This window comes from Nitratireductor arenosus (genome assembly GCF_009742725.1).
Taxonomy (GTDB): domain Bacteria; phylum Pseudomonadota; class Alphaproteobacteria; order Rhizobiales; family Rhizobiaceae; genus Mangrovimarina; species Mangrovimarina arenosa.
The window spans coordinates 461,200-487,021 of the sequence record NZ_WPHG01000003.1; the positions used below are offsets into that span (position 1 = coordinate 461,200).

At 65.0% G+C, this 25,822-nt stretch carries 25 protein-coding genes; all 25 read left to right on the top strand.

The window, feature by feature from the left end; all coding sequences use genetic code 11:
• Nucleotides 1-215: 215 nt before the first annotated feature.
• The 25 genes from GN330_RS14200 to GN330_RS14320 all read left to right on the top strand — a co-directional run bounded on the left by GN330_RS14200 (nt 216) and on the right by GN330_RS14320 (nt 25,812).
• Entirely contained in the window at nt 216-890 is a 675-nt protein-coding gene (locus GN330_RS14200; protein ID WP_197435173.1) for a cupin domain-containing protein, read from the top strand.
• A 10-nt stretch (nt 891-900) separates the two neighbouring features.
• The gene (locus GN330_RS14205; protein ID WP_156713341.1) at nt 901-2,493 is read left to right on the top strand and encodes an ABC transporter substrate-binding protein; all 1,593 of its coding nucleotides are present in this window, start codon (nt 901-903) and stop codon (nt 2,491-2,493) included.
• Nucleotides 2,494-2,556: 63 nt separating this feature from the next.
• Nucleotides 2,557-3,582: an ABC transporter permease gene (locus GN330_RS14210; protein WP_156713342.1), complete on the top strand. Its 1,026-nt coding sequence runs from the start codon at nt 2,557-2,559 to the stop codon at nt 3,580-3,582.
• Nucleotides 3,579-4,412 carry an ABC transporter permease gene (locus GN330_RS14215; RefSeq protein WP_156713343.1) on the top strand — a complete coding sequence of 278 codons (834 nt, stop codon included), beginning with the start codon at nt 3,579-3,581 and terminating at the stop codon, nt 4,410-4,412. Before GN330_RS14210 ends, GN330_RS14215 begins: the two co-directional genes overlap by 4 nt.
• Entirely contained in the window at nt 4,409-5,299 is an 891-nt protein-coding gene (locus GN330_RS14220; RefSeq protein ID WP_156713344.1) for an ABC transporter ATP-binding protein, read from the top strand. Before GN330_RS14215 ends, GN330_RS14220 begins: the two co-directional genes overlap by 4 nt.
• On the top strand, nt 5,296-6,108 hold the full coding sequence (locus GN330_RS14225) for an ABC transporter ATP-binding protein (RefSeq protein ID WP_156713345.1): 813 nt from the start codon (nt 5,296-5,298) through the stop codon (nt 6,106-6,108). The genes GN330_RS14220 and GN330_RS14225 overlap by 4 nt, the downstream gene beginning before the upstream one ends.
• Nucleotides 6,095-6,598, top strand: a complete 504-nt coding sequence (locus GN330_RS14230) for a GAF domain-containing protein (RefSeq protein WP_156713346.1) — start codon at nt 6,095-6,097, stop codon at nt 6,596-6,598. The genes GN330_RS14225 and GN330_RS14230 overlap by 14 nt, the downstream gene beginning before the upstream one ends.
• 2 nt (nt 6,599-6,600) lie before the next feature.
• Nucleotides 6,601-8,676, top strand: a complete 2,076-nt coding sequence (locus GN330_RS14235) for a hydantoinase/oxoprolinase family protein (RefSeq protein ID WP_156713347.1) — start codon at nt 6,601-6,603, stop codon at nt 8,674-8,676.
• 11 nt (nt 8,677-8,687) lie between these two features.
• Nucleotides 8,688-10,352, top strand: a complete 1,665-nt coding sequence (locus GN330_RS14240) for a hydantoinase B/oxoprolinase family protein (RefSeq protein WP_156713348.1) — start codon at nt 8,688-8,690, stop codon at nt 10,350-10,352.
• A 27-nt stretch (nt 10,353-10,379) separates the two neighbouring features.
• A complete protein-coding gene (locus GN330_RS14245; protein WP_156713349.1) occupies nt 10,380-11,216 on the top strand; it encodes an aspartate/glutamate racemase family protein in 837 nt (278 codons plus the stop codon).
• A gap of 99 nt (nt 11,217-11,315) precedes the next feature.
• Complete coding sequence (locus GN330_RS14250; protein ID WP_156713350.1) at nt 11,316-12,428, top strand: M24 family metallopeptidase; 1,113 nt, start codon at nt 11,316-11,318, stop codon at nt 12,426-12,428.
• Between the two features lie 107 nt (nt 12,429-12,535).
• Nucleotides 12,536-13,534, top strand: a complete 999-nt coding sequence (locus GN330_RS14255; protein WP_156713351.1) for a zinc-binding dehydrogenase — start codon at nt 12,536-12,538, stop codon at nt 13,532-13,534.
• A 118-nt stretch (nt 13,535-13,652) separates the two neighbouring features.
• The gene (locus GN330_RS14260) at nt 13,653-15,224 is read left to right on the top strand and encodes a hydantoinase B/oxoprolinase family protein (RefSeq protein WP_156713352.1); all 1,572 of its coding nucleotides are present in this window, start codon (nt 13,653-13,655) and stop codon (nt 15,222-15,224) included.
• Nucleotides 15,225-15,331: 107 nt separating this feature from the next.
• On the top strand, nt 15,332-16,258 hold the full coding sequence (locus GN330_RS14265) for an ABC transporter ATP-binding protein (protein ID WP_156713353.1): 927 nt from the start codon (nt 15,332-15,334) through the stop codon (nt 16,256-16,258).
• A complete protein-coding gene (locus GN330_RS14270; protein ID WP_156713354.1) occupies nt 16,255-17,016 on the top strand; it encodes an ABC transporter permease in 762 nt (253 codons plus the stop codon). Before GN330_RS14265 ends, GN330_RS14270 begins: the two co-directional genes overlap by 4 nt.
• Before the next feature lie 197 nt (nt 17,017-17,213).
• Nucleotides 17,214-17,519, top strand: coding sequence for a DUF6074 family protein (locus GN330_RS14275; RefSeq protein WP_156713355.1), 306 nt, complete (start codon nt 17,214-17,216; stop codon nt 17,517-17,519).
• A gap of 517 nt (nt 17,520-18,036) precedes the next feature.
• Entirely contained in the window at nt 18,037-19,008 is a 972-nt protein-coding gene (locus tag GN330_RS14280) for a flagellin N-terminal helical domain-containing protein (protein WP_343040679.1), read from the top strand.
• A gap of 611 nt (nt 19,009-19,619) precedes the next feature.
• Complete coding sequence (locus tag GN330_RS14285) at nt 19,620-19,907, top strand: STAS domain-containing protein (RefSeq protein WP_156713356.1); 288 nt, start codon at nt 19,620-19,622, stop codon at nt 19,905-19,907.
• A 1-nt stretch (nt 19,908) separates the two neighbouring features.
• On the top strand, nt 19,909-20,274 hold the full coding sequence (locus GN330_RS14290) for a response regulator (protein WP_156713357.1): 366 nt from the start codon (nt 19,909-19,911) through the stop codon (nt 20,272-20,274).
• 29 nt (nt 20,275-20,303) lie between these two features.
• Nucleotides 20,304-22,478, top strand: a complete 2,175-nt coding sequence (locus GN330_RS14295) for a chemotaxis protein CheA (RefSeq protein WP_156713765.1) — start codon at nt 20,304-20,306, stop codon at nt 22,476-22,478.
• Nucleotides 22,475-22,951 carry a chemotaxis protein CheW gene (locus GN330_RS14300; protein ID WP_156713358.1) on the top strand — a complete coding sequence of 159 codons (477 nt, stop codon included), beginning with the start codon at nt 22,475-22,477 and terminating at the stop codon, nt 22,949-22,951. The genes GN330_RS14295 and GN330_RS14300 overlap by 4 nt, the downstream gene beginning before the upstream one ends.
• A gap of 29 nt (nt 22,952-22,980) precedes the next feature.
• The gene (locus GN330_RS14305) at nt 22,981-23,832 is read left to right on the top strand and encodes a CheR family methyltransferase (RefSeq protein WP_156713359.1); all 852 of its coding nucleotides are present in this window, start codon (nt 22,981-22,983) and stop codon (nt 23,830-23,832) included.
• Nucleotides 23,802-24,896, top strand: a complete 1,095-nt coding sequence (locus GN330_RS14310; protein WP_156713360.1) for a protein-glutamate methylesterase/protein-glutamine glutaminase — start codon at nt 23,802-23,804, stop codon at nt 24,894-24,896. The genes GN330_RS14305 and GN330_RS14310 overlap by 31 nt, the downstream gene beginning before the upstream one ends.
• Nucleotides 24,884-25,273, top strand: coding sequence for a response regulator (locus GN330_RS14315; protein ID WP_156713361.1), 390 nt, complete (start codon nt 24,884-24,886; stop codon nt 25,271-25,273). Before GN330_RS14310 ends, GN330_RS14315 begins: the two co-directional genes overlap by 13 nt.
• The gene (locus GN330_RS14320) at nt 25,270-25,812 is read left to right on the top strand and encodes a chemotaxis protein CheD (RefSeq protein ID WP_246188688.1); all 543 of its coding nucleotides are present in this window, start codon (nt 25,270-25,272) and stop codon (nt 25,810-25,812) included. The genes GN330_RS14315 and GN330_RS14320 overlap by 4 nt, the downstream gene beginning before the upstream one ends.
• The last annotated feature ends 10 nt before the right edge of the window (nt 25,813-25,822 follow it).

A 25,822-nucleotide genomic window follows, 5' to 3' on the forward strand; every position in this document is an offset into this window, starting at 1 on the left:
ACCTGCCCGCCGCGCATGTCAGCCGTCTGACAGCCGGATGGAGGTTTTGCGACGGTGCACGGATGCGTCGCGGCGCGGCGATACATGCGGATCTGCATGGCGGGGCGATTCGTGTCGCGATTTCAGAGTTTTAGCCTGACTAAAATTCTGCTTGACTCACGGCACCGGCAAAGGCATCGTTTTTTACAAATACTAAAACGATCGAGGGAGCGATTGTGGACGAGCAGGTCGCACGCGAAGGCAACGGCGCCGCCAGCCAGGATCCGCTGGGCGAACGGCTCAGGGCGCGTCGTCGTGAGCTCGGCCTGACGCTCAAACATGTCGCCGAAGGCGCGGGCCTGTCGGTCGGTTTCATCTCCCAGATCGAACGCGGCATCACCACCCCGTCTCTGTCCTCGCTGGTATCGGTCGCCCGCGTGCTCAAGGTTCATGTGTCGGAATTTCTGGCGCAGCCGCAACTGACCGTGCCGACCACCCGGCACGACCAGCGCCCGCATTACGCGGTCGGCTCGAATTCGCTCGTTTACGAGAGGCTGTCGGCCTCGTTTGCGGGAAACGTCCTGCGCAGCGTCATCATCCACGAGCCGCCCGGATACCGTTCCGAACCGATCGCCCACGAGGGCGAGGAGATCTTCTACGTGCTTGCCGGCGGGATCACGGTCGAGGTCGAGGGCGAGGTCCATATCCTCGAGCCCGGCGATTCGATCCATTTTCCGTCGACCAGGGTCCATTCGTCCTGGAACCATACCGGCGCGCCGTCGACCATCCTGCACACCTGCACGATGGACGTGTTCGGCGACGAGCCGGACGATGCGACGCACAGCGTCGTGCCGGCGGTGCGCAAGAAGGGCGGCCGCCACCAAGCAACCGTCAAGAGCCAGAAACCATAGGGGAATTGTGATGAACAGGATTTCGAAATCGCTTGCCGCGGCGCTGCTTGCCGCAACCACGCTCGGGGCCGCGCCCGCGCTCGCCGAAACCGTGCTGCGTCTCGACGAGGTTCCGGTCGGTGAACTCGATCCCGGCAAGGCGACCGACTACGCCGACTCCATCTTGATGTTCAATATCTATGATACGCTGGTCATCCCGGCCCAGGGCGGCCCCGGCTACGTCCCGCATCTGGCCGAAAGCTACGAGGCCGACGGCAACGACTTCGTCTTCAAGCTGCGCCAGGACGTGAAGTTCCAGAGCGGAAATCCGCTGACGGCCGAGGACGTCGTCTTCTCCTTCGAGCGTATCAAGGCGCTCGGTCAGGGCCTGTCCTTCCTGTTCAAGAATGTCGACGGGGCCGAGAAGGTCGACGACACCACGGTGCGCTTCAAGCTTTCCCAGCCTTATTCGCCCTTCGTGGCCTCGCTGGTACGCCTGCCGATCGTCGACAAGAAGCTGGTGATGGAAAATCTCGGCGAGGGCGACGGCGAGATGAAGGATTGGGGCCAGGCCTTCCTGTCGGCCAACGGGGCGGGCACCGGCGCCTACAAGGTCGTTTCGCACAATCCGCAGGAAGAGACGGTGATGGCCAAGAACGCCGACTATTTCCTCGGCGTTGCCGATGCCGCGCCCGATACGGTGCGCTTCCGCTACGGCCTCGAGGCGGCGACCGTGCGCACGCTGATCGCGCAGGGCGAGCACGACATCTCCTCGCAATGGCTGCCGCCGGAAGTGCTGAAATCGCTCGCCGCCGACGGCGCGCAGATGCTCAAGGAGACCGGCGGCGGCGCCTTCTACATCAAGATGAACACCACCAAGCCGCCGCTCGACGACGTCAATTGCCGGCTCGCGCTCGCCAGTGCCTATGACTACGCGTCCGGCCTCAAGATGGTCGCCGTCACCGACGACGTCGCGCAGGGCTCGCCGGCGACCGGCGGCGTGCCGGTCGGCATGTACGGTGCCAAGCCGGCCTCCGCCGCGATGAACCGCGATCTGGAGGCCGCGAAGCAGCATCTGGCCGCGTGCAAATACAAGCCCGAGGATTTCAATCTCGAAATCTCCTGGATCGGCGAGGTTCCGATCGAAGAGCGGTTCGCGCTTCTCATGCAGGCAAATTTCACCGAGCTCGGCATCAAGTCCGAGATCAGGAAACTGCCCTGGGCATTGTTCACCGAGCAGGTGACCAAGCCCGAGAATACGCCGAACATCTCGCAGATCTTCGCCAACGCGGTCACCGGCGATCCCGATACGCTGCTTTATCCGATGTATCACTCCTCGGCCGCGGGCACCTGGCAGTCGCCCGAATATCTGAAGGACGAGGCGGTGGACGCCGCCCTGGAGAAGGGGCGCGCGGAGACCAGCGACGAAGGCCGCCAGGCCGCCTATACGGCCCTCAACGACCGGCTGATGGAGATCGCCCCGTCGATCTACGCCTATGATCGCCAGTCGATCTTCGCCGCCTCCAACCGGGTCAAGGTGCCGGCGCTCTCCGATCCCGCCAAGGCGTTCGGGCTGGACGGTTTCGGCTTCACCTTCCGGCTCATGGAAATGACCGGAGAGTAACTCCCAGGACGCCGGCCGGCGGCAGACGCCGTCGGCCGGCACCGTGCATCACGGGTAAGCATCATGCCGCCAGTCGTCCGCCTTCTCGCGAAGCGGCTGGGGACCTCCCTGATCGTCCTTGTCGGGGTCTCCATGCTGATCTTCACCATCGCCCGGGTCATCCCCGGCGATCCCGCGCGCATCGCGCTCGGTCCCAACGCCACGGCCGAACAGGTCGAGGCGCTGCGCGAGCGGCTGCATCTCGATGAGGCGCTTCCGATCCAGTACGGCTATTTCCTGCGCGACCTGTCGCGCGGCGATCTCGGCATATCGCTCTATACGAACCGGCCGGTGACGGCCGACATCGCCCAGTTCCTGCCCGCGACACTGGAGCTGATCGTGGTCGCTGGGTTGATGATGATCCTGATCGGCCTGCCGCTCGGCGTGATCGCGGCGCGCTATCGCGGCTCCTGGGCAGACCATGCCGTGCGCATCTTCACGCTGCTCGGCGTGTCGGCGCCCAGTTTCGTCTGGGCGGTGATCCTGATGCTGATCTTCGCCTTCTATCTGCCGCTGTTTCCGATCGCCGGGCGCATCGCCGACAGTTACGCCATCGCCTCCGTCACAGGTTTCCTGACCATCGACACGCTCATCGCCGGCAATCTCGCCGCCTTCGGCAACGCCGCCTGGCATATCGTTCTGCCGGCCTTCGCGCTGTCGCTGTCGGGCATCGGCCAGGCGGCGCGTCTGACGCGCTCCAACATGGTCGAGACCTACGACAAGCCGTTCATCGAGATGGCGCGCTCCTATGGTTTCCCCGAGCGGCGCATCGCGCGGCGCTTCGCCTTCCGTCCCTCGCTGATCCCCTCGCTGACGATCATCGGCCTCGATTTCGCGGCCATGCTCGGCAACGCCTTCCTGGTCGAGGCGGTGTTCGCCTGGCCGGGCCTGTCGCGCTACGGCGTCGCGGTGATCCTGCGCAAGGACCTGAACGCCATTGTCGGCACGGTTTTGATCATCTCGGCCATGTTCCTGCTGGTCAACATCATCGTCGACCTCCTGATCGCCTTCATCAATCCACGCATCCGTTATTCGCAGAGGGCGTCATGAAGCGGGCAGCCTATATCCTGGTGCGCAACCCGCTGTCGCTGACCGGCGTGATCCTGATTACGCTGGTGGTGTTCGGCGCGCTGTTTGCCGACTTTATCGCGCCGTTCCCCGAGCATCGGGGCGCGGTGGTCGATTTCGCCAATTTCAACAAGCCGCCCGAATGGCCCTATCTGTTCGGCACCGACCTGGTCGGGCGCGACCTGTTCTCACGCATCCTCTACGCCTACCGCATCTCGCTACTGCTCGGCGCGGTCGTGCTGGCGATCGCGGTTCCCGTCGGCGTGACGATCGGGCTGGTCGCCGGCTATATCGGCGGCTGGACGGAATATGTGCTGATGCGCATCACCGACGTGTTCCTGTCGATCCCGCCGCTGGTGCTGGCCATGTCGATGATGGGCCTGCTGGAGCCGACGCTGACCAACGGCATGCTGGCCGTCACCGCGATGTGGTGGCCCTGGTATACGAGGCTGGTCTACAATCTGACCCGTTCCGAGAAGGAGGAGGGCTACGTGCTGGCCGCCGAGGTGATCGGCGCTTCCAGGACCCACATCATCTTCCGCGAGATCCTGCCCAATTGCGTGCCGTCGATCGTCACCAAGATGACGCTCGATCTGGGTTTCGTCATCCTGATCGCCTCCTCGCTGTCCTTCCTCGGCCTCGGCGTGCAGCCGCCGACGCCCGATCTCGGCTCGATGGTCGCCGACGGGGCGAAGTACCTGCCCGATTCCTGGTGGCTGACGGTGTTTCCGGGACTGGCGATCCTGGTCGCCGTATTCGGCTTCAACCTGCTCGGCGACGCACTGCGCGACATTCTGGGGGTCGACCAATGAGCGCGCCGACGCTGCGGATCGCCGATCTCGGCCTCGGCTTCCGGACCTGGGCCGGGCCGGTCGAGGTGCTGCACGGCATCTCGCTCCATATCAACAAGGGCGAGCGCGTGGCGCTGGTCGGCGAATCCGGCTCCGGCAAGTCGGTCACCGCGCGCATCGTTCTCGGCCTGCTGCAGGAACTCAGGAGCGCACGCATCTCCGGCACGGTCGAATTCGAGGGACGCGATCTCGACCGCCTGTCGGCGCGTGAGCGCCACGCGCTGCGCGGCACCAGAATGTCGATGATCTTCCAGGATCCGACCTCCTCGCTCAATCCGGTCTACCGGATCGCGCCGCAGTTTCACGAGGTCTTGAAGCGCGCCGATCCGGCGATCTCCGAGGCCGCCGCCCGCGACAGGGCCGCCGCGCTGCTTTCGGCCGTCGCCATCCCCGAGCCTGAGCGCGCGTTGGACTCCTATTCCTTCCAGCTCTCCGGCGGCATGAACCAGCGCGTGATGATCGCCATGGCGCTCGCCAACGAGCCGGCGCTTTTGATCGCCGACGAGCCGGGCACCGCGCTCGACGTCACCGTCCAGGCACAGACGCTGGCGCTGATGCGCGACATGGTCGAAGAGCACCACACCTCGGTGCTGTTCATCTCCCACAATCTGGGCGTGGTGCGCGAGTTCGCCGACCGGGTCTACGTCATCTACAAGGGCCGCATCGTCGAGCACGCCACCGCCGAGGGCCTGTTCGCCGACCCGCGCCATCCCTATACGCGCGCGCTGTTATCGGCGGTGCCGCGCATCACCGGCGGCGGCATTCCCGAGATCGAGGACGTGTCGGAGGATTATTACCAGCCGCTCGTCGTGCACGAGGGCTGCGGCGAGCCGGAGGGCGTGGCATGACCGGTCTTTTGTCGTTACGCAACGTCTCCAAGGTGTTCACGCTCGGCCAGCGCGAGATCCGCGCCGTCGACGACGTCTCGTTCGACGTCGAGGAAGGCGAGTGCCTGGCGATCGTCGGCGAAAGCGGGTCGGGCAAGTCGACCATCGCCAACATGATTCTGGGCATCTACCCGCCCTCGATGGGCACGATCGCCTGGCGCGGCGACGTGCTGCCAGCGCGGCGCGAGCTGCGCCATCGCCGCGCGATCCAGCTCGTCCAGCAGAACCCGCTCTCCTCGCTCAACCCGCGCCGCTCCGTGGGCGCGTCGCTGCGCCTGCCGCTCGACGTGCACGGCATCGGCGACCGCTCGCACCGCGCCGACAGGGTCGGGCGGCTGCTCGAGGAGGTCGGCCTGCCGGCGGAGTTCATGAACCGCTCGCCCGCGGCCCTGTCGGGCGGCCAGCGCCAGCGCGTGGCGATCGCGCGCGCGCTCGCCAGCGAATCCGACCTGGTCGTGCTCGACGAGCCGACCTCGGCGCTCGACGTGCTTGTCCAGGCGCGGGTTTTGAAGCTGCTCGCCGAGCTGCGCGACAAGCGCGGGCTGACCTATGTGTTCATCACCCACGACCTGTCGGTGGTGCGCAATATCGCCGACCGCGTCGCCGTGTTCGAGAAGGGCTGCCTGCGCGAGCTGGGCACGACCGAAGCGATATTCGCCAATCCGCAGCACGCCTATACCCGCCGCCTGATCGCCGCCGTGCCGGTGGTCACCGACGCGGAGGTGGCGTTACGCAAACGCTTGATGGAGAACGACAATGCAGCCGCCTGACTACGCGTCATTTTTGAACGAGGCCGCGCGGGCCGACAACCAGCCGCAGGCCGCCTTCGACGCATTGTGCGCGCTGACCGAAAAGCGCGTCGGCGTGAAACTGTTCACCATCATGACCCACGACGCCAGGAACGGCGTTGCCGGGCGGATCTACTCCAACATGCCCGACGCCTATCCCGTTTCCGGCACCAAGCCGGCCAACGAGACCGACTGGTCGCGTCAGGTGATCGACAACAAGAAGACCTTCGTGGCCAACGACATCGACGGCATCCGCGCCGTCTTCAACGACCACGAGCTGATCCGCGCGCTCGGCTGCGAAAGCGTCATCAACGTGCCGATCGAGATCGACGGCAAGGTCGCCGGCACCATCAACTGCCTGCACGAAGCCGGTTTCTACACACCCGAGCGGGTCGCCGCCGCCGAAGCGCTCAAGCTTCCCGGCATGGTCTGCCTGCTCCTGAACGAACGCCTTCAGACCAGGGGAGCCTGACAATGGCCGCAAATACCATCCGCGTCACGACCGATGTCGGCGGGACCTTCACCGATCTGGTCTGTTTCGAGACCGACGGCAAGACCGGCGAGGCCCGCATCGTCACGGCGAAGTCCGACACCACGCCGCCCGATTTCGAACAGGGCGTGCTCAACGTCATCGCCAAGGCCGGCGTCGATCCCGCCGCGATCGACTTCCTGGCGCACGGCACGACCGTGGTGATCAACGCCCTGACCGAGCGCAAGGGCGTCAAGGTCGGCCTGATCACCACCGAGGGCTTCCGCGACACGCTGGAGATCGCGCGCGGCAACCGGCCCGACTTCTTCAACCTGCACTACGAGAAGCCGAAACCCTTCGTGCCGCGCTATCTGCGCCGCGAGCTGCCCGGCCGCATCAGCTACAAGGGCGAGGAGATGAAGCCGCTCGACCTTTCCGGTCTTGCCGCGATCCTCGACGATTTCAAGGCCGACGGCGTCGAGGCGGTGGCGATCAGCTTCCTGCATTCCTACGCCAATCTGTCGCACGAGCAGGCCGCGCTCGCCGAGGTGCGCAGATTGTGGCCGGAGGTCTCGGTCGTGTCCTCGCACCAGATCACCCGCGAGTGGCGCGAATATGAGCGCACCAACACCGCCGTCCTGTCGGCCTATGTCCAGCCGATCGCCGAACGCTATCTGTCGCGGCTGGCCGGCGGGCTCAAGGACAAGGGGCTGAAGAGCAGCCCCTACATCATGCAGTCCAATTGCGGGGTCGATTCGCTGGAAAGCGTTTCCAAGATCCCGATCACCATGGTCGAATCCGGTCCGGCCTCAGGCTTCTGGGGCGCGGCCGAGCTCGGCAAGCTGATCGGCGCGCCCAACGTGCTGGCGCTCGACATCGGCGGTACGACGGCGAAATGCTCGCTGATCGAGGACGGCCAGGTCAAGATCATGACCGATTACTGGATCGAGCGCGACCGCACCTCGGCCGGCTATCCGATCATGGTGCCGGTGGTCGATCTGGTCGAGATCGGCAATGGCGGCGGCTCGATCGCCTGGGTCGACGATTTCGGCAAGCTGCATGTCGGCCCGCAATCGGCCGGCGCGATGCCGGGCCCGGCCGCCTATGGCCGCGGCGGCGACAACGCCACCACCACCGACGCCAATCTCTGGCTCGGCCGCATCAATCGCGACTATTTCTGCGGCGGCGAGGTCACCGCCGACATGGCGGCGTCGGAAAAGGCGATCCGCGCCGTCGGCGACAAGCTCGGCGTCGACGCCGAGGAAGCCGCGCGCGGCATCATCCGCATCGCCAACAATAACATGGTCAACGCGCTCAAGCTGGTTTCGCTCAATCGCGGCCACGACCCGCGCGACTTCACCCTGGTCGCCTTCGGCGGCGGCGGCGCCATGCATGCCGTGGCGCTGGGCCAGGAGCTCGGCGTCAAGAAGGTGGTCGTGCCGGCGGGTGCTGCGGTGTTTTCGGCCTGGGGCATGATGATGTCGGACCTGCGCCGCGACTATTTCGTCACCAGGCTGGCCGATCTCAAGCCCGGCGCGGCCAGGGCGGTCGAGGCGCTGTTCGCCGAGACCGAGGCCCAGGCCCGCAAGCAGTTCACCGACGAGGGCGTGCCGGCCGACAAGGTCAAGTTCCTGCGCTACGGCAAGTTCCGCTACCAGAACCAGGAGCACACCACCGAAGTCCTCATCGAGGAGGGCGCCATCACCGACGACCGCCTCGCCGGCATCGAGGCCGCCTTCCACGAGGCCTATGAGCGCGAATACACCTATCGCCTCGAGGCGCCGGTGGAACTGGTCGGCATCCATCTGGTCGCCTCGGCCGAGGTCGGCAAGCTGACCATGACCGAGCGCCAGCCGACCGGCACGCCGTCGAGCGAAGCGCTGAAGGGGCACCGCGACGTCGATTACGCGCTGGAAGGCGTCCACAAGGCCGCGATCTATGACGGCACCAAGCTTGAACCGGGCATGCGTTTCGACGGCCCGGCGATCGTGGAGGACCCCGGCACCACGGTGGTGATCCATCCCGGCAACGCGGTCGAAATCGATGGTTACGGCAATATCCACATCACTCTGTCGCAGTGAGGAGAGGCGAGATGGCGAACGCTTCCAACGACCCGATCACGCTCGAGATCATCCAGAACTCCCTGCAGGCGACGGCCGACGAGATGTTCGCCGTCATGAAGAAGACGGCGATGAGCTCGATCATCTACGAGGTGCTCGACATGGGCACCGGCATCACCGACGCCAAGGGGGCGCTCGCCTCCTCCGGCGCCGGCATTCCCGCCTTCATCGGCGTGCTCGACAAGGCGGTGAAGGTGATCGTGGAGAAATTCTCCAAGCCGGGCGACATCGAGCCCGGCGACGTCTTCGCCACCAACGACCCCTATTATGGCGGCGTCACCCATTTGAACGACATCATCGTCGCCATGCCCGTCTTCGCCGGCGGCCGCATCATCGCCTGGACGGCCAACATCGCCCATAATTCCGATGTTGGCGGTATGGCGCCGGGGTCGCTGAGCGGCGAGGCGACCGAAATCTTCCAGGAAGGGCTGCGCCTGCCGGCCATCAAGCTGATCGCCAAGGGCGAGACGATCCGCTCGGTGATGGAGATCATCAAGGTCAATTCGCGCATGCCCGACGTGCTGGAAGGCGACGTGTGGGCGGCGATCGCCTCGGTGCGCATCGGCGGTAAGCGCCTGCAGGAGATCGCCGAGAAATACGGCGTCGGCACGTTCGAGAACGCCATGGCCTCGTTCATGGATTTCGGCGAGCAGGTCTCTTTGAAGGAACTCGCCAACCTGCCCAAGGGCACGTTCGAACTGTCGGAGGAGCAGGACGACGGCCGTATCTTCAACGTCAAGATCACCATCGACGACGACACGTTCACCGTCGATCTGCTCGACAATCCCGACCAGTCGGACAATCCGGTCAACACCAGCCGCGACGGCGTCATGGTCGCCGCGCAGATGATCTTCAAGTCGCTGACCGATCCCTATTCGCCGGCCAACGAAGGCTCGTTCCGTCCGATCCGGCTCCTGACCCGCGAGGGTTCGGTGTTCCATGCCAAGGAGCCGGCGCCGATCGGATTCTATTACGAGATCGAGCTGCGCGTGTACGACATCATGTGGCGCTGTCTCGCCCCGCATATGCCCGAGCGCCTCGCCTCGGGCCATTTCGCCTCGGTGTGCGGCACCTTCATCGGCGGCATCCACCCCGATACCGGCCGGCAATACACCATCATCGAGCCGCAGCTCGGCGGCTGGGGCGCGAGCCGCGGGCGCGACGGCAATTCGGCGATCTTCTGCGGTTTTCACGGCGAGACCTATAATTGCCCGGCCGAGATCAACGAGGCGCGCAACGGGCTTCTGGTCGACCGCATGGAGCTCAACCTGGAGCCGGGCGGCGAAGGCAAATTCACCGGCGGGCGCGGCATCGTGATGGACTACCGGCTGCGCGCCGACAACGGCTTTCTGACCGCCGGCTACACGCGCTCGAAGTTCCCGCCCTGGTCGCTCGACGGCGGCAAGGAGGGTTCCCCCAACTATGTCGAGGTGATCCGCAAGGACGGCGAGCGCGAAAAGTTCTCCTTCGTGTCCGGCCTGACCACCCACACCGACGACGTCATCCGCGTGGTGACCGGCAATGGCGGCGGTATCGGCGATCCGAAGGAGCGCGACCGCGCCGCGATCGAGCAGGACATCAAGAACGGTCTGATTACGCCGGAGCGGGCGAAGGAAATCTACGGTTACGCCGGCTGAGCGCCGGTCCTTGGGAAGGAGGATGAAATGACCCAGACACCGCTGAAGATCATGTATCTCAATCCGCTGGCGAGCAGCGCGGCCTATGACGACATTTTTGCCGACATGGCCCGCGAGCACAAGCTGCCGGGCACCGAGGTGCACGTGACCTCGCTGCCGGAGGCCGAGGGCGGCTTCACCCATATCGAATACCGCTCCTACGAGGCGATGGTCACCCGCGGCATCATCCGCGCGGCGCGCAAGGCCGCCAAAGAGGGGTTCGACGCGCTCGCGATCGGCTGCTTCTACGATACCGCGCTCCACGACGCGCGCGAGATTTCCGGCGACATGATCGTCACCGCGCCGTGCCAGTCGTCGTGCGAAATCGCCTCGACCATTTCCAACCGGTTCGGCGTCATCGTCGGGCGCCGCAAATGGGTCCACCAGATGCAGTCGACCGTGCACGATCTCGGCCACGCGCACCGGCTGTCGGGCTTTTATCATGTCGAGCTCGGCGTCACCGAGTTCCAGGCCGACCATGCCGAGACCGGCCGCCGGCTGATCGAGGCCGGCCGCAAGGCGGTCGAGGAGGATTTCGCCGAAGCGCTGATCCTGGGCTGCACGATGGAGGTCGGCTTTTATCGCGAAGTCGAAAGAAAGCTCGGCGTGCCGGTGATCGATCCGTCGATCGCCGCGCTCAAGCGGGCCGAATATGCCGCCGTCCTCAAGCGCCAGTGCGGCTGGGTCCCATCGCGCAAATGGTCGTGCGAGGCGCCGCCCGAGGACGAGATCGCCCGCTTCGGCGGCTTCGATGACGGCGAAGCCTTCGGCAACCGCGTCGTGGTGCCGGCCGAAGAGACGGGCCCCGCCCGCCGCGCCGCCTGACAGCAATCCGGCCGTCCCGCGCGCAGCAGGCGCGGGGCGATCCACGCCGGCGGCGACGGGCCGTCGCGCCGGCATTTTTTTCCAGCGTTCGAGGACCTCATGACCGAGCCTTTTTCCAATCAGACCGCCGACCGTCTCGCCCGCCTGCGCGAGGCCATGAAAGCCGAAGCGGCCGACCTCGTCGCCATCGCGCCCGGCTCGCACATGGATTGGCTGGTCGGGTTCCATCCGCACCCGGACGAGCGCCCCTGCCTTTTGCTGGTGGGCGCTGAGGAAGAGGCGTTCCTGATGCCGGTGCTCAATGCCGAAGGCACCCGCGAACACACCGACATCGCCTTTCACACCTGGTCGGACGACCGGGGTCCGAAGGCCGCGCTTGACGACGCCCTTGCCGCGATCGGCGCCGAGGGTGCGAAAACCGTCGTGCTCGACGAGACCATGCGGGCCGATTTCGCGCTGCTCGTTCTCGACGCCCTGCCGGGCGCGACCCATGCCTTCACCGACCGCACGCTCGGCCGGCTGCGCATGGTCAAGGACGAAGGCGAGGTCGCCAAGCTGAAGATGAACGCCGAAATCGCCGATCGCGCCATGCAAAAGGCGTTCGCCGCGATCCGGCCGGGCATGGCCGAAAAGGACCTCGCACAAGTGGTCAAGGACCATTTCGCCTCCGAGGGCGCCGTGCCGTCGTTCTGGATCGTCGGCGGCGGACAAAACGGCGCCTTTCCCCATCACCAGTCGGGCGACAGGCCGCTTGCCGAGGGCGATGCGATCGTCATCGATATCGGCGCGCGCAAGGCGGGCTTTCCGAGCGACATTACCCGCATGGCCGTCGTCGGCCGTCCGCCCGAGGGGTACGGCCAGATCCACACCATCGTGGAAAAAGCGGTCCAGGCGGCGATGAAGGCCGCGCGCCCGGGCGTCAAGGCGAAGGAGGTCGACGCGGCAGCGCGCACGGTGATCGCCGACGCCGGCTACGGCGAGTATTTCGTCCACCGCACCGGCCACGGCATGGGCATTGACGGGCACGAGCCGCCTTATATCACCGCGACCGCCGACACCGTGCTGGAGGAGGGCATGGTGTTTTCCATCGAGCCCGGCATCTACCTGCCCGGCCGTTTCGGCATCCGGCTGGAGGAAATCGTCGTGCTGCGCGCCGACGGTCCGGAAATCCTCTCCGACCTGCCGCGCGACCTGCATGTCGCGAAGGCTTGAGGAGATCTCGCCAACCTGCCGATTTTGCGATTGGTCCCAACACTCCAGACATCATCGTAACCAGAAAATCACAGGGCCGCGAGGGTGCGGCCGCAGGAGGAAAAGACATGCCAAGAGAATGGGTGATCGACGCATATGACGGGTTCGAGGGCCTGCGCCTGGCGGCATGCGAAAAGGGCGAACCCGGACCGACCGAGATCAGGATGCATGTCGAGGCCTTTGCCCTCAACTGGGGCGACATGGACCTGATGAAAGACAATTATTCCTTCAGCTTCGACAGCCTTCCCGCGCGGATCGGCATGGAAGCCGCCGGAATCGTCGAGGCGGTCGGAAAGGATGTAACCGGAATTGCCGTCGGCCAGCGCTACTGCACGCTGCCCTATTTCTACTACAATCGCGGCGCCAGCGCCGACACGCTGATCATCGACCGGAAATACGTCACGCCGGCGCCCGCGGGCATGAGTGCCGTTGAGGCGGCATCGATCTGGATGCAGTACATGACCGCCTACTACCCGGTCGTCGAACTTGCAGGGGCGAAAAAGGGTGTGAACATTCTTGTTCCCGCAGGCACGAGCACTGCCGGAACCGCCGCCCTGCAAATCGGGCGTCTGTGCGGTGCGACCATGATCGCGACCACGCGCTCGGAAAGAAATCGGGACTATCTGATGCAGTCCGGCGCCGACCACGTCTATGTCGATGGCAGCGGCGATCTGGTCGACTTTCTGATGGAGGCAACCGGCGGCGCGGGCATAGATGCGTCGTTCGATCCGATCGGCGCCGATTTCGTGCTGCGATACGGCCCGGCAATGGCGCGCGGCGCCAAGCTGATGCTCTACGGGCTGCTGACCGCGGAACTTCCCAAAATCCCTTATGTCGACATGTGGCAGAAGAATGCCTGGCTGCACATGTATTCGCTGTTCAACTACGTCGAGGACCAGGACGCGCAGGATCGCGGAACGGCGTTCGTCTACAAGGCTTTGACCGACAAGAAGCTGACGCCCAACGTCGACCGGGTCTTCCCTATGGAAGCCTATATCGACGCATGGCGGTATCTTTCCGGGCCGCGCGAGAACTACGGAAAGGTCGTCGTCGATACCGGCAGATGAAACAAATGCCCGACCGGGCGGATTGCTTCGTAGCGCCGGGCACAATCCCGGGCCGCATCAGCGGTCCGGTCATCTGGAAGGTGTCACGAGCGCACCATGCCTTTAGGATCTAAGGACAATGACGAAACCTGCTGACCCGTTCACGATATCCGTCATCCAGGCGAGCCTGGTTTCGGCGGCCGACGAGATGTTCGCGGTCCTGAAGAAGACCGCGATGAGCCCGATCATCTACGAGGTGCTCGATGTCGGCACGGGCATCACCGATGCCAGGGGCGAGCTGGTTTCGTCCGGCGCCGGCATCCCGACCTTCGTCGGCGTGCTCGACAAGGCGGTCAAGCGTATCGTCGAGCTGCATGGGATCGAGGCGGTCCGCGACGGCGACTGCTACGTCACCAACGATCCTTATTATGGCGGTGTCACCCATCTCAACGACGTCGTCATCGCGCTGCCGGTATTTGCACAAGGCGAGCTGGTCGCCTGGACGGCGTCGATCGCGCACTGGAACGATCTCGGCGGCATGACGCCGGGCTCGATGTCGGTCGACGTGTCGGAAATCTTCCAGGAGGGGCTGCGCCTGCCGGCCGTCAAGCTGTTCGAGGAGGGCCAGCCGTTGCGGTCGGTGTTCGACATCATCGCCGCCAATTCGCGCCTGCCGGATTTCGTCAACGGCGATCTGTGGGCCCAGGTGGCGGCGAGCCGCAAGGCCGAGACCCGTGTGCGTCAGCTCGTCGAAAGCTACGGGCTCGCCGCCTATCGCGCCGCGCTTGCCGATCTGTTCAACGAGGGCGAGCGGCGCGGCCTGGCCGGTCTCGCCAGCCTGCCGGAGGGGACGTTCACGGTCGAGGAGGAACAAGACGACGGCGCTCTGTGGCAGGCCGCGATAACGGTGACGAAGGACCGCTTCGTCGTCGACCTGAGCGGCAATCCGCAACAGCGCGCCGCGCCCTATAACACCAGCCGCGACGGCGCCGTGATCTCGGCCCAGATGATCTTCAAGGCGCTGACCGATCCGACCCTGTTCGCCAATGCCGGCTCGTTCCGCGCCCTGGAGGTGATCACCGAACCGGGCACGATCTTCCACGCCACCGGCACCGCGCCGCACGGCTATTATTTCGAGACCCGCATCCGGCTCTACGACATGCTGTGGCGCTGCATGGCCCGGGCGATGCCGGAGCGCCTGCCGGCCGGGCATTTCGCCTCGATCTGCGGCACGGTGATCGCCGGCGACCATCCCGACAGCGGCCGCCGCTTCACCATGGTCGAACCGCAAATGGGCGGCTGGGGCGCGACCGCGACGCGCGACGGGCTCGACGCGATGTATTCGGCCAGCCACGGCGAGACCTTCAACTGCCCGGTCGAGATCTGCGAGGCGCGCTACGGGCTCGATGTCGGCTACAAGCGGCTGCGCGACAGCGGTGAGGGCAAGGGCCAACATTCCGGCGGCAAGGGCATGGAAACCAGTTACAGGCTGCGCGCGCCGGCGATCATGTCGGCCGGCTACAGCCGCGCCCGCCAGCCGGTGTGGGGCGCCAATGGCGGCGCCGATGGCGGCGTCAACGGCCTTGCCGTGCGCCATCCCGACGGCAGCCGCGAGGATTACACCTTTGCCAGCGGCGTGAGGCTGCGGACGGGCGACGAGGTGCTGGTCGGCACCGCCAATGGCGGCGGCTGGGGCCGGGCGCCGACCTGACCGCAATGCCGGTTGCATGCGGTCGCGTGTCATAGTCCTGTCAGGAGGCGGGCGGGCTGGTCCAATCCGGGCCTGACATTTGAGCGTACTTCGGTTATCGGATGCTGATGCAACCGATCATCTCAGTATCGAACCTTTCCAAAACCTATGAAACCGGGTTCCAGGCGCTGAAAGGCGTCGACCTGGAGGTCCGCAAGGGCGAGATCTTCGCCCTGCTCGGACCCAACGGCGCCGGCAAGACCACGCTGATTTCGGTCATCTGCGGGCTCGTCAACCGCTCCGGCGGTCAGGTGACGGTGGACGGGCACGACATCCTCACCGACTACCGCGCCGCGCGCGCGCTGATCGGCCTGGTGCCGCAGGAACTGACCACCGACGCGTTCGAGACCGTGTGGGCGACGGTGTCCTTCACGCGCGGCCTGTTCGGCAAGCCGGCCGATCCGGCTCATATCGAAAAGGTGCTGCGCGGGCTGTCTTTGTGGGACAAGCGCGACGAGAAGATCGTGACGCTTTCGGGCGGCATGAAGCGCAGGCTCCTGATCGCCAAGGCGCTGTCGCACGAACCACGTATCCTGTTTCTCGACGAGCCGACGGCCGGCGTCGACGTCGAGCTGCGCCGCGACATGTGGGAGATGGTGCGCGGGCTGAAGAGCTCGGGCGTCACCATCATTCTCACAACGCATTATATCGAGGAGGCCGAGGAGATGGCCGACCGGGTCGGCGTCATCAGCGAAGGCCGTATCATCCTGGTCGAGGAAAAGGCCGAGCTGATGCGCAAACTCGGCCGCAAGCAGCTCACGCTGCAGCTCAAGGACCCGCTCGACGCGCTGCCGGACAGTCTTGGCGGCCACGACCTGACGGTGTCCGACGACGGCTTGGCGCTGACTTACGACTACGACACCCGCGCCGACCGCACCGGCATCACCCGCCTGCTGAGGCAGCTCGACGAGGCCGGTATCCGCTTTACCGATCTCGACACGCGCCAAAGCACGCTCGAGGAAATCTTCGTCGACCTGGTGAGGAACGACCGATGAACTATCGCGCGATCTGGGCGATCTACCGGCAGGAGATGGCGCGTGCCTTTCGCACGGTGTTGCAAAGCATCGTCTCGCCGGTCATTTCGACCTCGCTCTATTTCGTCGTCTTCGGCGCGGCGATCGGCTCGCGCATCCAGGAGATCGACGGCGTCAGCTACGGCGCCTTCATCGTGCCGGGCCTGATGATGCTGTCGCTTCTGACGCACAGCATCTCCAACGCCTCCTTCGGCATCTATTTCCCGAAATTCACCGGTACGATCTACGAGATTCTGTCCGCGCCGGTCTCGCATTTGGAGATCGTCGTCGCCTATGTCGGGGCCGCAGCCACCAAATCGATCATCCTAGGCGCGATCATCCTGGCGACTGCGGCCCTGTTCGTGCCGCTGCGCATCGAGCACCCTTTGGTGATGGTCTTGTTTCTGGTTTTGACGGCCTGCACCTTTTCGCTGTTCGGTTTCATCATCGGCATCTGGGCCGACGGTTTCGAGAAATTGCAGCTTGTGCCGCTGTTGATCGTCACGCCGCTCACCTTCCTTGGCGGATCGTTCTATTCGATCGACATGCTGCCGCCGTTCTGGCGCACGGTCACGCTGTTCAACCCGGTCGTCTATCTGGTCAGCGGCTTCCGCTGGAGCTTTTACGGACGCGCCGATGTCGGCGTCGGGATCAGTCTGGCGATGACGCTCGTCTTCCTGGCCCTGTGCCTGGCGATCGTGTCCTGGATATTCCGCACCGGCTACAAGCTGAAAAGCTGAGGCGTGCGCCGCTCCCCCGGTAAGCGCTAACTTTCCCGAAAGGTTCTCGCCCGCAAGCTCGTCGGATCGATCGCAAGCGATTCGCCATTCAATCCGAGGCCGGGCTGGGGCGGCGCATGGCGGCCCGACAGGTTCGACCTGTTCCGGCGTGCCGCTTGCGGTCTCGACCGACCAGTGTGCGAGGGGAGACTTTTGGGGTGAAGGCAGATCAGTATGCAGATGGAGACGCCACGTCGAGCGCGCGGGTCTTCGCGTTTCCGCTCTGGCGACGGGCGGACGAGGTCGGGCGCGCGGCGCGGGCCCTGGCCGCGTTGGGCGACCTCGACGCGCGCGACGCGTACCGTCACCGGCTCGCGGCGCGTTTTTTTGCCGAATTCGACAGGCTCGGTCTGCCCGAGGCCGAGCAGGACGAGGAGGTCGGCGCATTTTTCTACGAGGTCGAATTCGCGCTCGAGGATCTGTTCGGCGATGCCCTTCGGGATGTGACGACCGGTATCGTCTGACCGGCTGATCGGCGGGGCGGCCCCCACCGCTCCGCGTCCGCGCTGCGCGCGCGTCACGACAAGCGACAGCGAAGGCCGACGGCACGCGGTCCCCACTGGACCGTATGCCGAACGTGGGCGAATCACTTTCCGGCATCCTCCCGCGCGCCGGGCGAAGCCTTGAAAAGCTCCGACCACGCCGCGAGCCCTTGGCCCACGTTAACGTTCCGACCCGGCGCGGGCTGCTGGTGCGTTAACCGCGAGAACCGCCGTCCGGAATAAATCCGGCGGGATTTGCCGATTTCGCGACGAAATCCACGGAGAAAAAGGAAAAAGCGCGCCTGTTTCGCATGCGCGGCCCGCTGGTTCGACGATGCCGCCCCACCAGCCGTTAACCAGTTTACCGTTTGTTAAGCATGATCGTTCACAAAGGTTAAGACGCGGCGAAACGGCTTTCCGGCGGGAAGCGGCAGCAGGCCGCGACAAGGGGTGACTCGGCAGCCTGCGAAGCTGCGGGCAAGATAAAAAGGGGCCAAGCGTGTCCAGCATTCTGACCAACGCCTCCGCGATGACCGCGCTGAAGAGCCTGCAGGCGACCAACAAGGCGCTGGCGACCACGCAGGCACGCATTTCCACGGGCTACCGCGTCGCCGAAGCCAGCGACAACGCGGCCTATTGGTCGATCGCCACCACGATGCGTTCAGACAACAAGGCATTGTTGACCGTGCAGGACGCGCTCGGTCTCGGCGCCGCCAAGATAGACATCGCCTATACAGGCATCAACAACACCATCGACGTCGTTGATGAGATCAAGGCGAAACTGGTCGCGGCAAGGGAGCCGGGCGTCGACCGCTCCAAGATCCAGGCCGAAATCACTGCTTTGCAGGGCCAGTTGGTCAGCAATGCGGCCGCCTCGTCCTTTTCCGGCGAGAACTGGCTTTCGGTGGACTCCGATTCCGCCGGCTACAATTCATCGAAGTCGATTGTGGCGTCGTTTACACGCGCGTCGGACGGAACGGTGTCGGTCTCGACCATCACGATCAACACCGATAGCGTGAAACTGTTCGACGCCGGGGCCAACACCGTGGCCGGTGGAGTTGGCATTCTCGACGGTGTCTACGACGAGACCACCGGTGCCCTGCACGCTGACCAGACAACCGCCGCGGGTGTCTTTACCGTCACCACGCTCGACATTTCCGGCCTGACCAACAACGCGGCCGACCTGACCACGCTCGACAATTTCATCAAGGGCGTGGACGACGCGATCAGCCGTATGACAAAGGCCGCCTCCGATCTCGGCGCTTCCAAGAAGCGGGTCGATCTGCAAGTCTCCTTCGTCAACAGCCTGATGGACGCGATCGAACGCGGCGTCGGCGCGCTGGTCGATGCGGACATGAACAAGGAATCGACCCGTCTGCAGGCTCTCCAGGTCCAGCAGCAGCTCGGAATCCAAGGGCTGTCGATCGCCAATGCCTCGGTCCAGGGCATCTTGTCGCTCTTCCAGGGCTAACGACGCCGGCGGCGGCGCGGCCCGAACGGCCCCCGCCGCACGACCGGCACGCATGAAACCGCAAAACCGGCGCCGGCCTCCCAGCGTCGGTTTTTGCCGTTGGGCGCCTCGCTTCGGCGCCGCCCCGAAAAAAACCGCATGGGTACGAGGTGAAATCATCCTGCCGGCGTGACCGATCGGGCTGACATGGCTTCCCGGCGAGAAACCAAGCACGGCTTGGTGGTGCGGCGAGTTCGAGGGAGCCGGATCGCGTCAAGGGCTGGTTCCCGTGCAACTGGGCTCCAAGCATTAACAAGTGTTAAACCAATGCATGCGAATCCTAGCCATGCAGGGCTTGGCGGGGACGGCGCCAAAGGCATGACGCCGCGTCCGCACGCCGGATTTTCCGGAATGAACTGAAATTTTCGGTGGCGGGGATTTTCCATGATCGGGCGCGCGCGACCCTGCGCTTGTAAACGCGTTTACGCTGATTTCCGAATTGCCCGGCAGGGCTGCCGTTTCGAATGCCGTTCGGCACTCGGCGCGTCCGGCTGGATTGTACCCGGCCCGGTCGGGGCGGTCGCCGCGCAGCGGGGTGCGCCGACCAGGAGCGAATGTGAGGAAAAACGGACATGAAGCCGAGCCAATCGGAATCGGTGACGCTTTCGCCGGTGCTTGACATCACCGCTGCCACGCCGCTCGTCGCGGAGCTTGTAAAGATGCGCGGCAAGGATGTGACCGTGCACGCGGCCGCGGTCGAGAAGATCGGCGCCCAATGCATCCAGGTGCTGCTATCGGCCGCCGCGACTTGGTCGCATGACGGCATGGAATTCGAAGTGGCGGAGCCTTCCGAGGCGTTTAGCGAAAGCCTCCAGACCATGGGGCTGGAAGTCGCCGATATGAGCGTGGGGAACGTTTGAGATGACCAGAACAATATTGACCGTCGATGATTCACGCACCATTCGCGAGATGTTGCGCGCCACCCTGATGGAGGCCGGCATGGAAGTTCTGCAGGCCGAGGACGGCATGCAGGGGCTCGAGGTTCTGCAGGGCGCGCGCCCGGACGTCATCGTCACCGACATCAACATGCCGCGCATGGACGGATTCGGCTTTATCGAAGCCGTGCGCGGCAGCGACCAGCATCGCGCCATTCCGATCCTGGTGCTCACCACCGAAAGCGTCGACGACAAGAAGGACCGCGCCCGGCGCCTTGGCGCGACCGGTTGGATCGTGAAGCCGTTCGATCCGGCCAAGCTCGTCAACGCCATCAACCGCGTCGCGGCCTGACGAAACCGGAGACTGTGCCCGTGGACACGATGGCGGCAATCAAACAGACGTTCTTCCAGGAATGCGAGGAACAGCTTGCCGAACTGGAGACCGGTCTGCTGGCGATCGAAAGCCAGCAGGTCGACGACGACACGATCAACGCCGTATTCCGTGCCGTTCATTCGATCAAGGGTGGCGCCGGCGCCTTCGGCCTCGACGAACTGGTGCGGTTCGCGCACACATTCGAGACGGTGCTGGACCTGCTGCGCGGGTCGCAGATCGAGGCGGCGCCGCCGCTTGTCAAGCTGATGCTGCGCTCGTCGGACACGCTTGCCGACCTTGTGCGCTATTCGCGCGATGGCGGCGAGATGGACCAGGCCCGTGTCGGCCAGTTGCATGACGAATTGATGCAGGTGGTCAATCCTGTTGCCACGCCGGCATGCGCTCAATCGGCGGAGCCGCATGCGGGCGACGACGAGGCGGGCGGGGACGATCCGGAGGCCTTTTTCCCGGTCACAGTCACCTTCGACGATCTGATCGGCGAGAATAGCGACGATGACGGGCAAATCGTGTTCAACGTTTGGTTCAAACCCAAGCCCGAGCTCTACGCCAAGGCCAATGACGCCGCCAAATTGTTGCGCGAGTTGCGCGCGCTCGGCGAGGCCGACATCGCCTGCGACAGGTCGGATGTACCGCTGCTGAGCGAGCTCGACCCGGAAGGCGCCTATCTGGCCTGGAACGTGCGGCTTGTCACCAGCGCCGGCGAGAGCGCGGTGCGCGACGTGTTTGAATTCGTCGAATTCGACTGCGAGATCAGGATCGAGGCCGAACCGTCCGTTGAGCCAGATTTCGAATTTACGCCCGAACCGGTTGCCGAGATCGGGCCCGCCGAAGCGCCGGCCGACAGTCCGGCCATTCCCCAGGCGGTGCTGGAGCGGCTGGCCGAATTCGCGCCCGAGCAGGCCGCCAAGGCAGCCGCGCCGAGCGCCGGGGCATCCCCCGCCCAACAGGCTCAGACCACCATCCGGGTCGACCTCGACCGTGTCGACCGGCTGATCGACCTAGTCGGCGAACTGGTCATCAACCAGTCGATGCTGGCTCAGCGCGTCACCGAGGCCGGCATCGCGCGGCTTTCGGATGTGGCGGTCGGCCTCGACGATCTGGAGCAGCTTACCCGCGAAATCCAGGATTCGGTGATGGCGATTCGCGCCCAGCCGGTGCGGCCGATCTTCCAGCGCATGTCGCGTGTCGTGCGCGAGGTCGCCGACATGACCGGCAAGTCGGTGCGCCTGATCACCGAGGGCGAGAATTGCGAGGTCGACAAGACGGTCATCGAACGTCTGACCGATCCGCTCACCCATATGATCCGCAACGCCATCGATCACGGGCTGGAATCGCCCGAGGAGCGGGTCCAAGCGGGCAAGCCGGAGCAGGGCGTTGTGCGCATGACCGCGGCCCACCGGTCCGGGCGTGTCATCATCGAGGTCTCCGATGACGGTTCCGGCATCAATCGCGAGCGCGTCAGAAGCATCGCCGTCGACAAGGGATTGATCGACGCAGACGCGCAACTGGCCGACAATGAAATCGACGACCTGATCTTCGCGCCCGGCTTCTCGACCGCGAGCGCGGTGTCGGACGTGTCCGGCCGCGGCGTCGGCATGGACGTGGTCAAGCGCTCCATCCAGGCACTCGGCGGCCGGATCGCGATTTCGTCTCGGCCCGGCAAAGGCACCGCGTTCACGCTCAGCCTGCCGCTGACCCTGGCCGTGCTCGACGGCATGGTGGTGACGGTGGCCGGCCAGACCCTGGTCGTGCCTCTGACCGCGATCGTGGAAACGCTCCAGCCCAAGAACTCGGATGTCCACGGACTGGGCGAGACGGCGCGGGTGATTTCGACCCGCGGCGCGTTCATCCCGCTGATCGATGTCGGACGCGAACTCGGCTACCGCGACTGCGAAGCCGACCCGGTCGGCAGCGTCGCGATCATGGTCGAATCGGAGAACCGCGCCCAAAGCGCGCTGCTGGTGGACGGCATCATCGGCCAGCAGCAGGTGGTCATCAAGAGTCTCGAAACCAATTACGGCCACGTTTTCGGGGTCGCGGCCGCGACCATCCTCGGTGACGGCCGCGTGGCCGTCATCCTCGATGTCGACGCGATCGTGGCCGGAAGCCGCTCCGATCCGGCCAGGTCGGAAGGCGCCAATCGCAAGAGGAACGCAGCATGATGGAAGTCAACGAACACGATACGTCCCAATATAACGAGCTGATCGCCTTCCGGCTCGGCGAGCAGGAATTTTGCGTCGACATCATGTCGGTGCGCGATATCAGGGGTTGGACCCCGACCACCCCGCTGCCGCATTCGCCCGACTACGTGAAGGGTGTGATCAATCTGCGCGGCTCGGTGCTGCCGGTGATCGACCTTTCGGCCCGCCTCGGTTTCCGTTCGACGGAGCCGACCGCGCGCCACGTCATCATCGTCACCCAGGTCGGCAGCCAGTCGGTCGGGCTTCTGGTCGACGCAGTGTCCGACATCCTCACCATCACCTCCGAAACCATCCAGCCGACCCCGGATGTCGCCTCCGAACTGGCGCGCTGCTTCATGAAGGGCGTGCTGGCGATCGAGGGCCGGATGATCAGCCTGATCGGGCTCGACAGCGTGATCGCCGCCACCCACGAAGGCACAGGGACGCTGAATTGAACCGAGCTGCCGTGCCCCGGACGGGCGGAATGGTGCCCGGTGAGTATGTGCTCACCGAGGAGGATTTCCACCGCATCGCGTCGATCCTTCACGATCATGCCGGCATCCAATTGTCGGAAGCGAAGGCGGCGCTCGTCTACGCCCGGCTGGCCAAGCGCCTACGTGCTCTCGGCCTGGAGAATTTTCGCGATTACTGCGCGCTGGTCGCCGGCACGGACGGCCTCGGCGAACGTCAAAAGATGGTCGCGGCCCTGACGACCAACGTTACCAGATTTTACCGCGAGGCCCATCATTTCGAGCATTTGAAGACCCGGGTGCTTCCGGGCCTTGTCGAGCGCGCGCGGCGCGGCGACCCGGTCCGGATCTGGTCGGCGGGATGTTCCAACGGGCAGGAGGCGTACACGATCGCGCTGGTGTTGCTGTCGGCCATGCCCGACGTCGCCCGCCACGACGTACGCGTTCTCGCCACCGACATCGACCCCAACATGATCGAGGAGGGCCGCGCGGCGAGCTATCCCGAGGCGGCCCTTTCCGACGTTCCGGCGGATGTGCGGCGCAAATGGTTTCACAGGGTTGCCGGTCCGGGCGAGCAGCGCTGGCAGGTCGCCGAGGAGCTGCGCGATCTGGTCGCTTTCCGTGAGCTCAACCTGTTCGCCAAATGGCCGATGAAGAAGCGTTTCGACGTGATCTTCTGCCGCAACGTCGTGATCTATTTCGACAAGCCCAAGCAGGCCGAGCTGTGGACGCGCTTTTCCGCCGCGCTCAAGCCGGACGGGGCGCTCTATATAGGGCATTCCGAGCGGGTGTCGGGTCCGGCGGCGGAGCATTTCGCCGCCGACGGGGTCACGACATGGCGACATCACAAGGGCGGGGCGCGGTGAAACCGGTTCGGGTCCTGATCATCGACGACAGCGCGACCATGCGCAAGATCATCCGGTTCGCGCTCGAAGCCGATACCGGCATCGAAGTGGTGGGCGAGGCGCCCGATCCGACAGAGGCCTTCCGCCTCGTCGACACGCTCGATCCCGACGTCATCACCCTCGATATCGAGATGCCGAAGATGAACGGCATCGATTTCCTGCGACGGGTGATGAAACATCGGCCCCGTCCCGTCATCATGGTGTCGACCCTGACCGTCAACGGCGCCGCGACGACCATCGAGGCGCTCGCCCGGGGTGCCTTCGACTGCGTGGCCAAACCGACCCTGACCGACAGCGCCTCTTTCGCCGAACTCGCCGAAAAGGTCCGGGCCGCCGGGGCCAGGCGACGTCGCGCCGGAGCGCCGGAGCGTTCCCCGACGCCGCGGGGAGCCGGGGCGCCGCCCGTGGGCGAACTGCCGACAATCGGTGTGAAGGCAATCGCCGTCGGCGCGTCGACCGGCGGCGTCGAGGCGCTGATCGCCATGTTGACGGCGTTTCCGGCCGATTGTCCGCCGACTGTCATCACCCAGCACATGCCGGCCAATTTCACCAAATCCTTCGCCGAGCGGCTCGACCGCATGTGTCGCCCGCGCGTGCAGGAGGCGCAGGATCGCACGGCGCTGGCGCGCGGCAATGTCTATGTCGCGCCGGGTGGCGATCAGCATCTCGAAGTGGTCAGGCGCGGCGACGGATTGGAAAGCCGGTTGCGGGCCGGGGAGACCGTCTCGGGACATCGGCCCTCGGTGGACGTGCTGATGACCTCGGTCGCCGCCGCCGCCGTCGGCGACGCTGTCGGCGTCATCCTCACCGGAATGGGCAAGGACGGCGCGCAGGGGCTGCTCGCAATGCGTCAGGCCGGCGCGCGCACCATCGGCCAGGACGAGGCGAGTTCGCTGATCTACGGCATGCCGCGCGTCGCCTTCGAGGTCGGCGCGGTGGAAAAGCAGATAGCGTTAAACGGCATCGCCCGCGCGATCTTCGTCGGGGCGGCGACAAGAAAAGAAGGCACGTCATGTCACTCCTAGCCCAACTCAAGATCCTCGCGGTCGACGACACCACAACCAGCCGATTGCTGTTGCGCGATGCGCTCGAATCGATCGGGTTCAGGAACATCTCCGTCGCCGCCGATGGCGAGCAGGCGATGCAGGCGATGATGAAGACGCCCAGCCATCTCATCATTTCGGACATGAACATGCCCAAGATGGACGGCTTGCAATTGCTGAAGGCGATCCGCAGCTACAAGCCCACGGCTCGGGTGCCCTTCATGATCCTGACCGGGAATGCCGACCGCAATGTGCTGGTCGAAGGCCGCAAGCTCGGGCTCAACAATTATCTGAACAAGCCGTTCACGCCGGCGGACCTGAAAAAGGCGCTCGAGGCGATCGTCGGGAGGCTTCATTGATAGACAAGCATCGCCCCGACCGCATTCATGTCATTCAGGGCGAATGTGTCGTCACCGACGAGAAGCAAAAGGTGCTTACCACGGTGCTCGGCTCGTGCGTTGCCGCGTGCATGCGCGACCCGGTGCTCGGCATCGGCGGCATGAACCATTTCCTGCTGCCGGGCGGCGGCGAGCACACCGGATATAACGAGGCCGAGCGTTTCGGCGTCTACCTCATGGAAGTGCTGGTCAACGGCCTCCTCAAGCGCGGTGCGCGGCGCGAGAACCTGGAGGCCAAGCTGTTCGGCGGCGCGCGCACGGTTCGGGGTTTCTCCGATATCGGCGCCAAGAACATCGCCTTTGCCCGCCATTTCCTGGACAATGAGCAGATCGCCTATGCCGGCGGCAGCGTCGGCGGGGATCAGGGCCGGCGATTGGAATATTATCCGGCCAGCGGCAAGGCGCGCCAGTTCCTGCTGCCGCCGACAGCGGCCCCCCAGCCGCGACCCGAGATCAGGTTGCCGAAATTGCCGGCAAGCGGCGAACTCGAACTGTTTTAGGGAGAACCCC

Bases quoted from the DNA above. Each gene is read 5' to 3' on its own strand.
- GN330_RS14215 (WP_156713343.1), top strand. From the start codon at position 3,579: ATGAAGCGGGCAGCCTATATCCTGGTGCGCAACCCGCTGTCGCTGACC.
- GN330_RS14305 (WP_156713359.1), top strand. From the start codon at position 22,981: ATGGTGCCCGGTGAGTATGTGCTCACCGAGGAGGATTTCCACCGCATC.
- GN330_RS14315 (WP_156713361.1), top strand. From the start codon at position 24,884: ATGTCACTCCTAGCCCAACTCAAGATCCTCGCGGTCGACGACACCACA.
- GN330_RS14265 (WP_156713353.1), top strand. From the start codon at position 15,332: ATGCAACCGATCATCTCAGTATCGAACCTTTCCAAAACCTATGAAACC.
- GN330_RS14220 (WP_156713344.1), top strand. From the start codon at position 4,409: ATGAGCGCGCCGACGCTGCGGATCGCCGATCTCGGCCTCGGCTTCCGG.
- GN330_RS14230 (WP_156713346.1), top strand. From the start codon at position 6,095: ATGCAGCCGCCTGACTACGCGTCATTTTTGAACGAGGCCGCGCGGGCC.
- GN330_RS14310 (WP_156713360.1), top strand. From the start codon at position 23,802: ATGGCGACATCACAAGGGCGGGGCGCGGTGAAACCGGTTCGGGTCCTG.
- GN330_RS14205 (WP_156713341.1), top strand. From the start codon at position 901: ATGAACAGGATTTCGAAATCGCTTGCCGCGGCGCTGCTTGCCGCAACC.
- GN330_RS14270 (WP_156713354.1), top strand. From the start codon at position 16,255: ATGAACTATCGCGCGATCTGGGCGATCTACCGGCAGGAGATGGCGCGT.
- GN330_RS14285 (WP_156713356.1), top strand. From the start codon at position 19,620: ATGAAGCCGAGCCAATCGGAATCGGTGACGCTTTCGCCGGTGCTTGAC.
- GN330_RS14260 (WP_156713352.1), top strand. From the start codon at position 13,653: ATGACGAAACCTGCTGACCCGTTCACGATATCCGTCATCCAGGCGAGC.
- GN330_RS14250 (WP_156713350.1), top strand. From the start codon at position 11,316: ATGACCGAGCCTTTTTCCAATCAGACCGCCGACCGTCTCGCCCGCCTG.
- GN330_RS14245 (WP_156713349.1), top strand. From the start codon at position 10,380: ATGACCCAGACACCGCTGAAGATCATGTATCTCAATCCGCTGGCGAGC.
- GN330_RS14290 (WP_156713357.1), top strand. From the start codon at position 19,909: ATGACCAGAACAATATTGACCGTCGATGATTCACGCACCATTCGCGAG.
- GN330_RS14240 (WP_156713348.1), top strand. From the start codon at position 8,688: ATGGCGAACGCTTCCAACGACCCGATCACGCTCGAGATCATCCAGAAC.
- GN330_RS14300 (WP_156713358.1), top strand. From the start codon at position 22,475: ATGATGGAAGTCAACGAACACGATACGTCCCAATATAACGAGCTGATC.
- GN330_RS14225 (WP_156713345.1), top strand. From the start codon at position 5,296: ATGACCGGTCTTTTGTCGTTACGCAACGTCTCCAAGGTGTTCACGCTC.
- GN330_RS14295 (WP_156713765.1), top strand. From the start codon at position 20,304: ATGGCGGCAATCAAACAGACGTTCTTCCAGGAATGCGAGGAACAGCTT.
- GN330_RS14235 (WP_156713347.1), top strand. From the start codon at position 6,601: ATGGCCGCAAATACCATCCGCGTCACGACCGATGTCGGCGGGACCTTC.
- GN330_RS14210 (WP_156713342.1), top strand. From the start codon at position 2,557: ATGCCGCCAGTCGTCCGCCTTCTCGCGAAGCGGCTGGGGACCTCCCTG.
- GN330_RS14255 (WP_156713351.1), top strand. From the start codon at position 12,536: ATGCCAAGAGAATGGGTGATCGACGCATATGACGGGTTCGAGGGCCTG.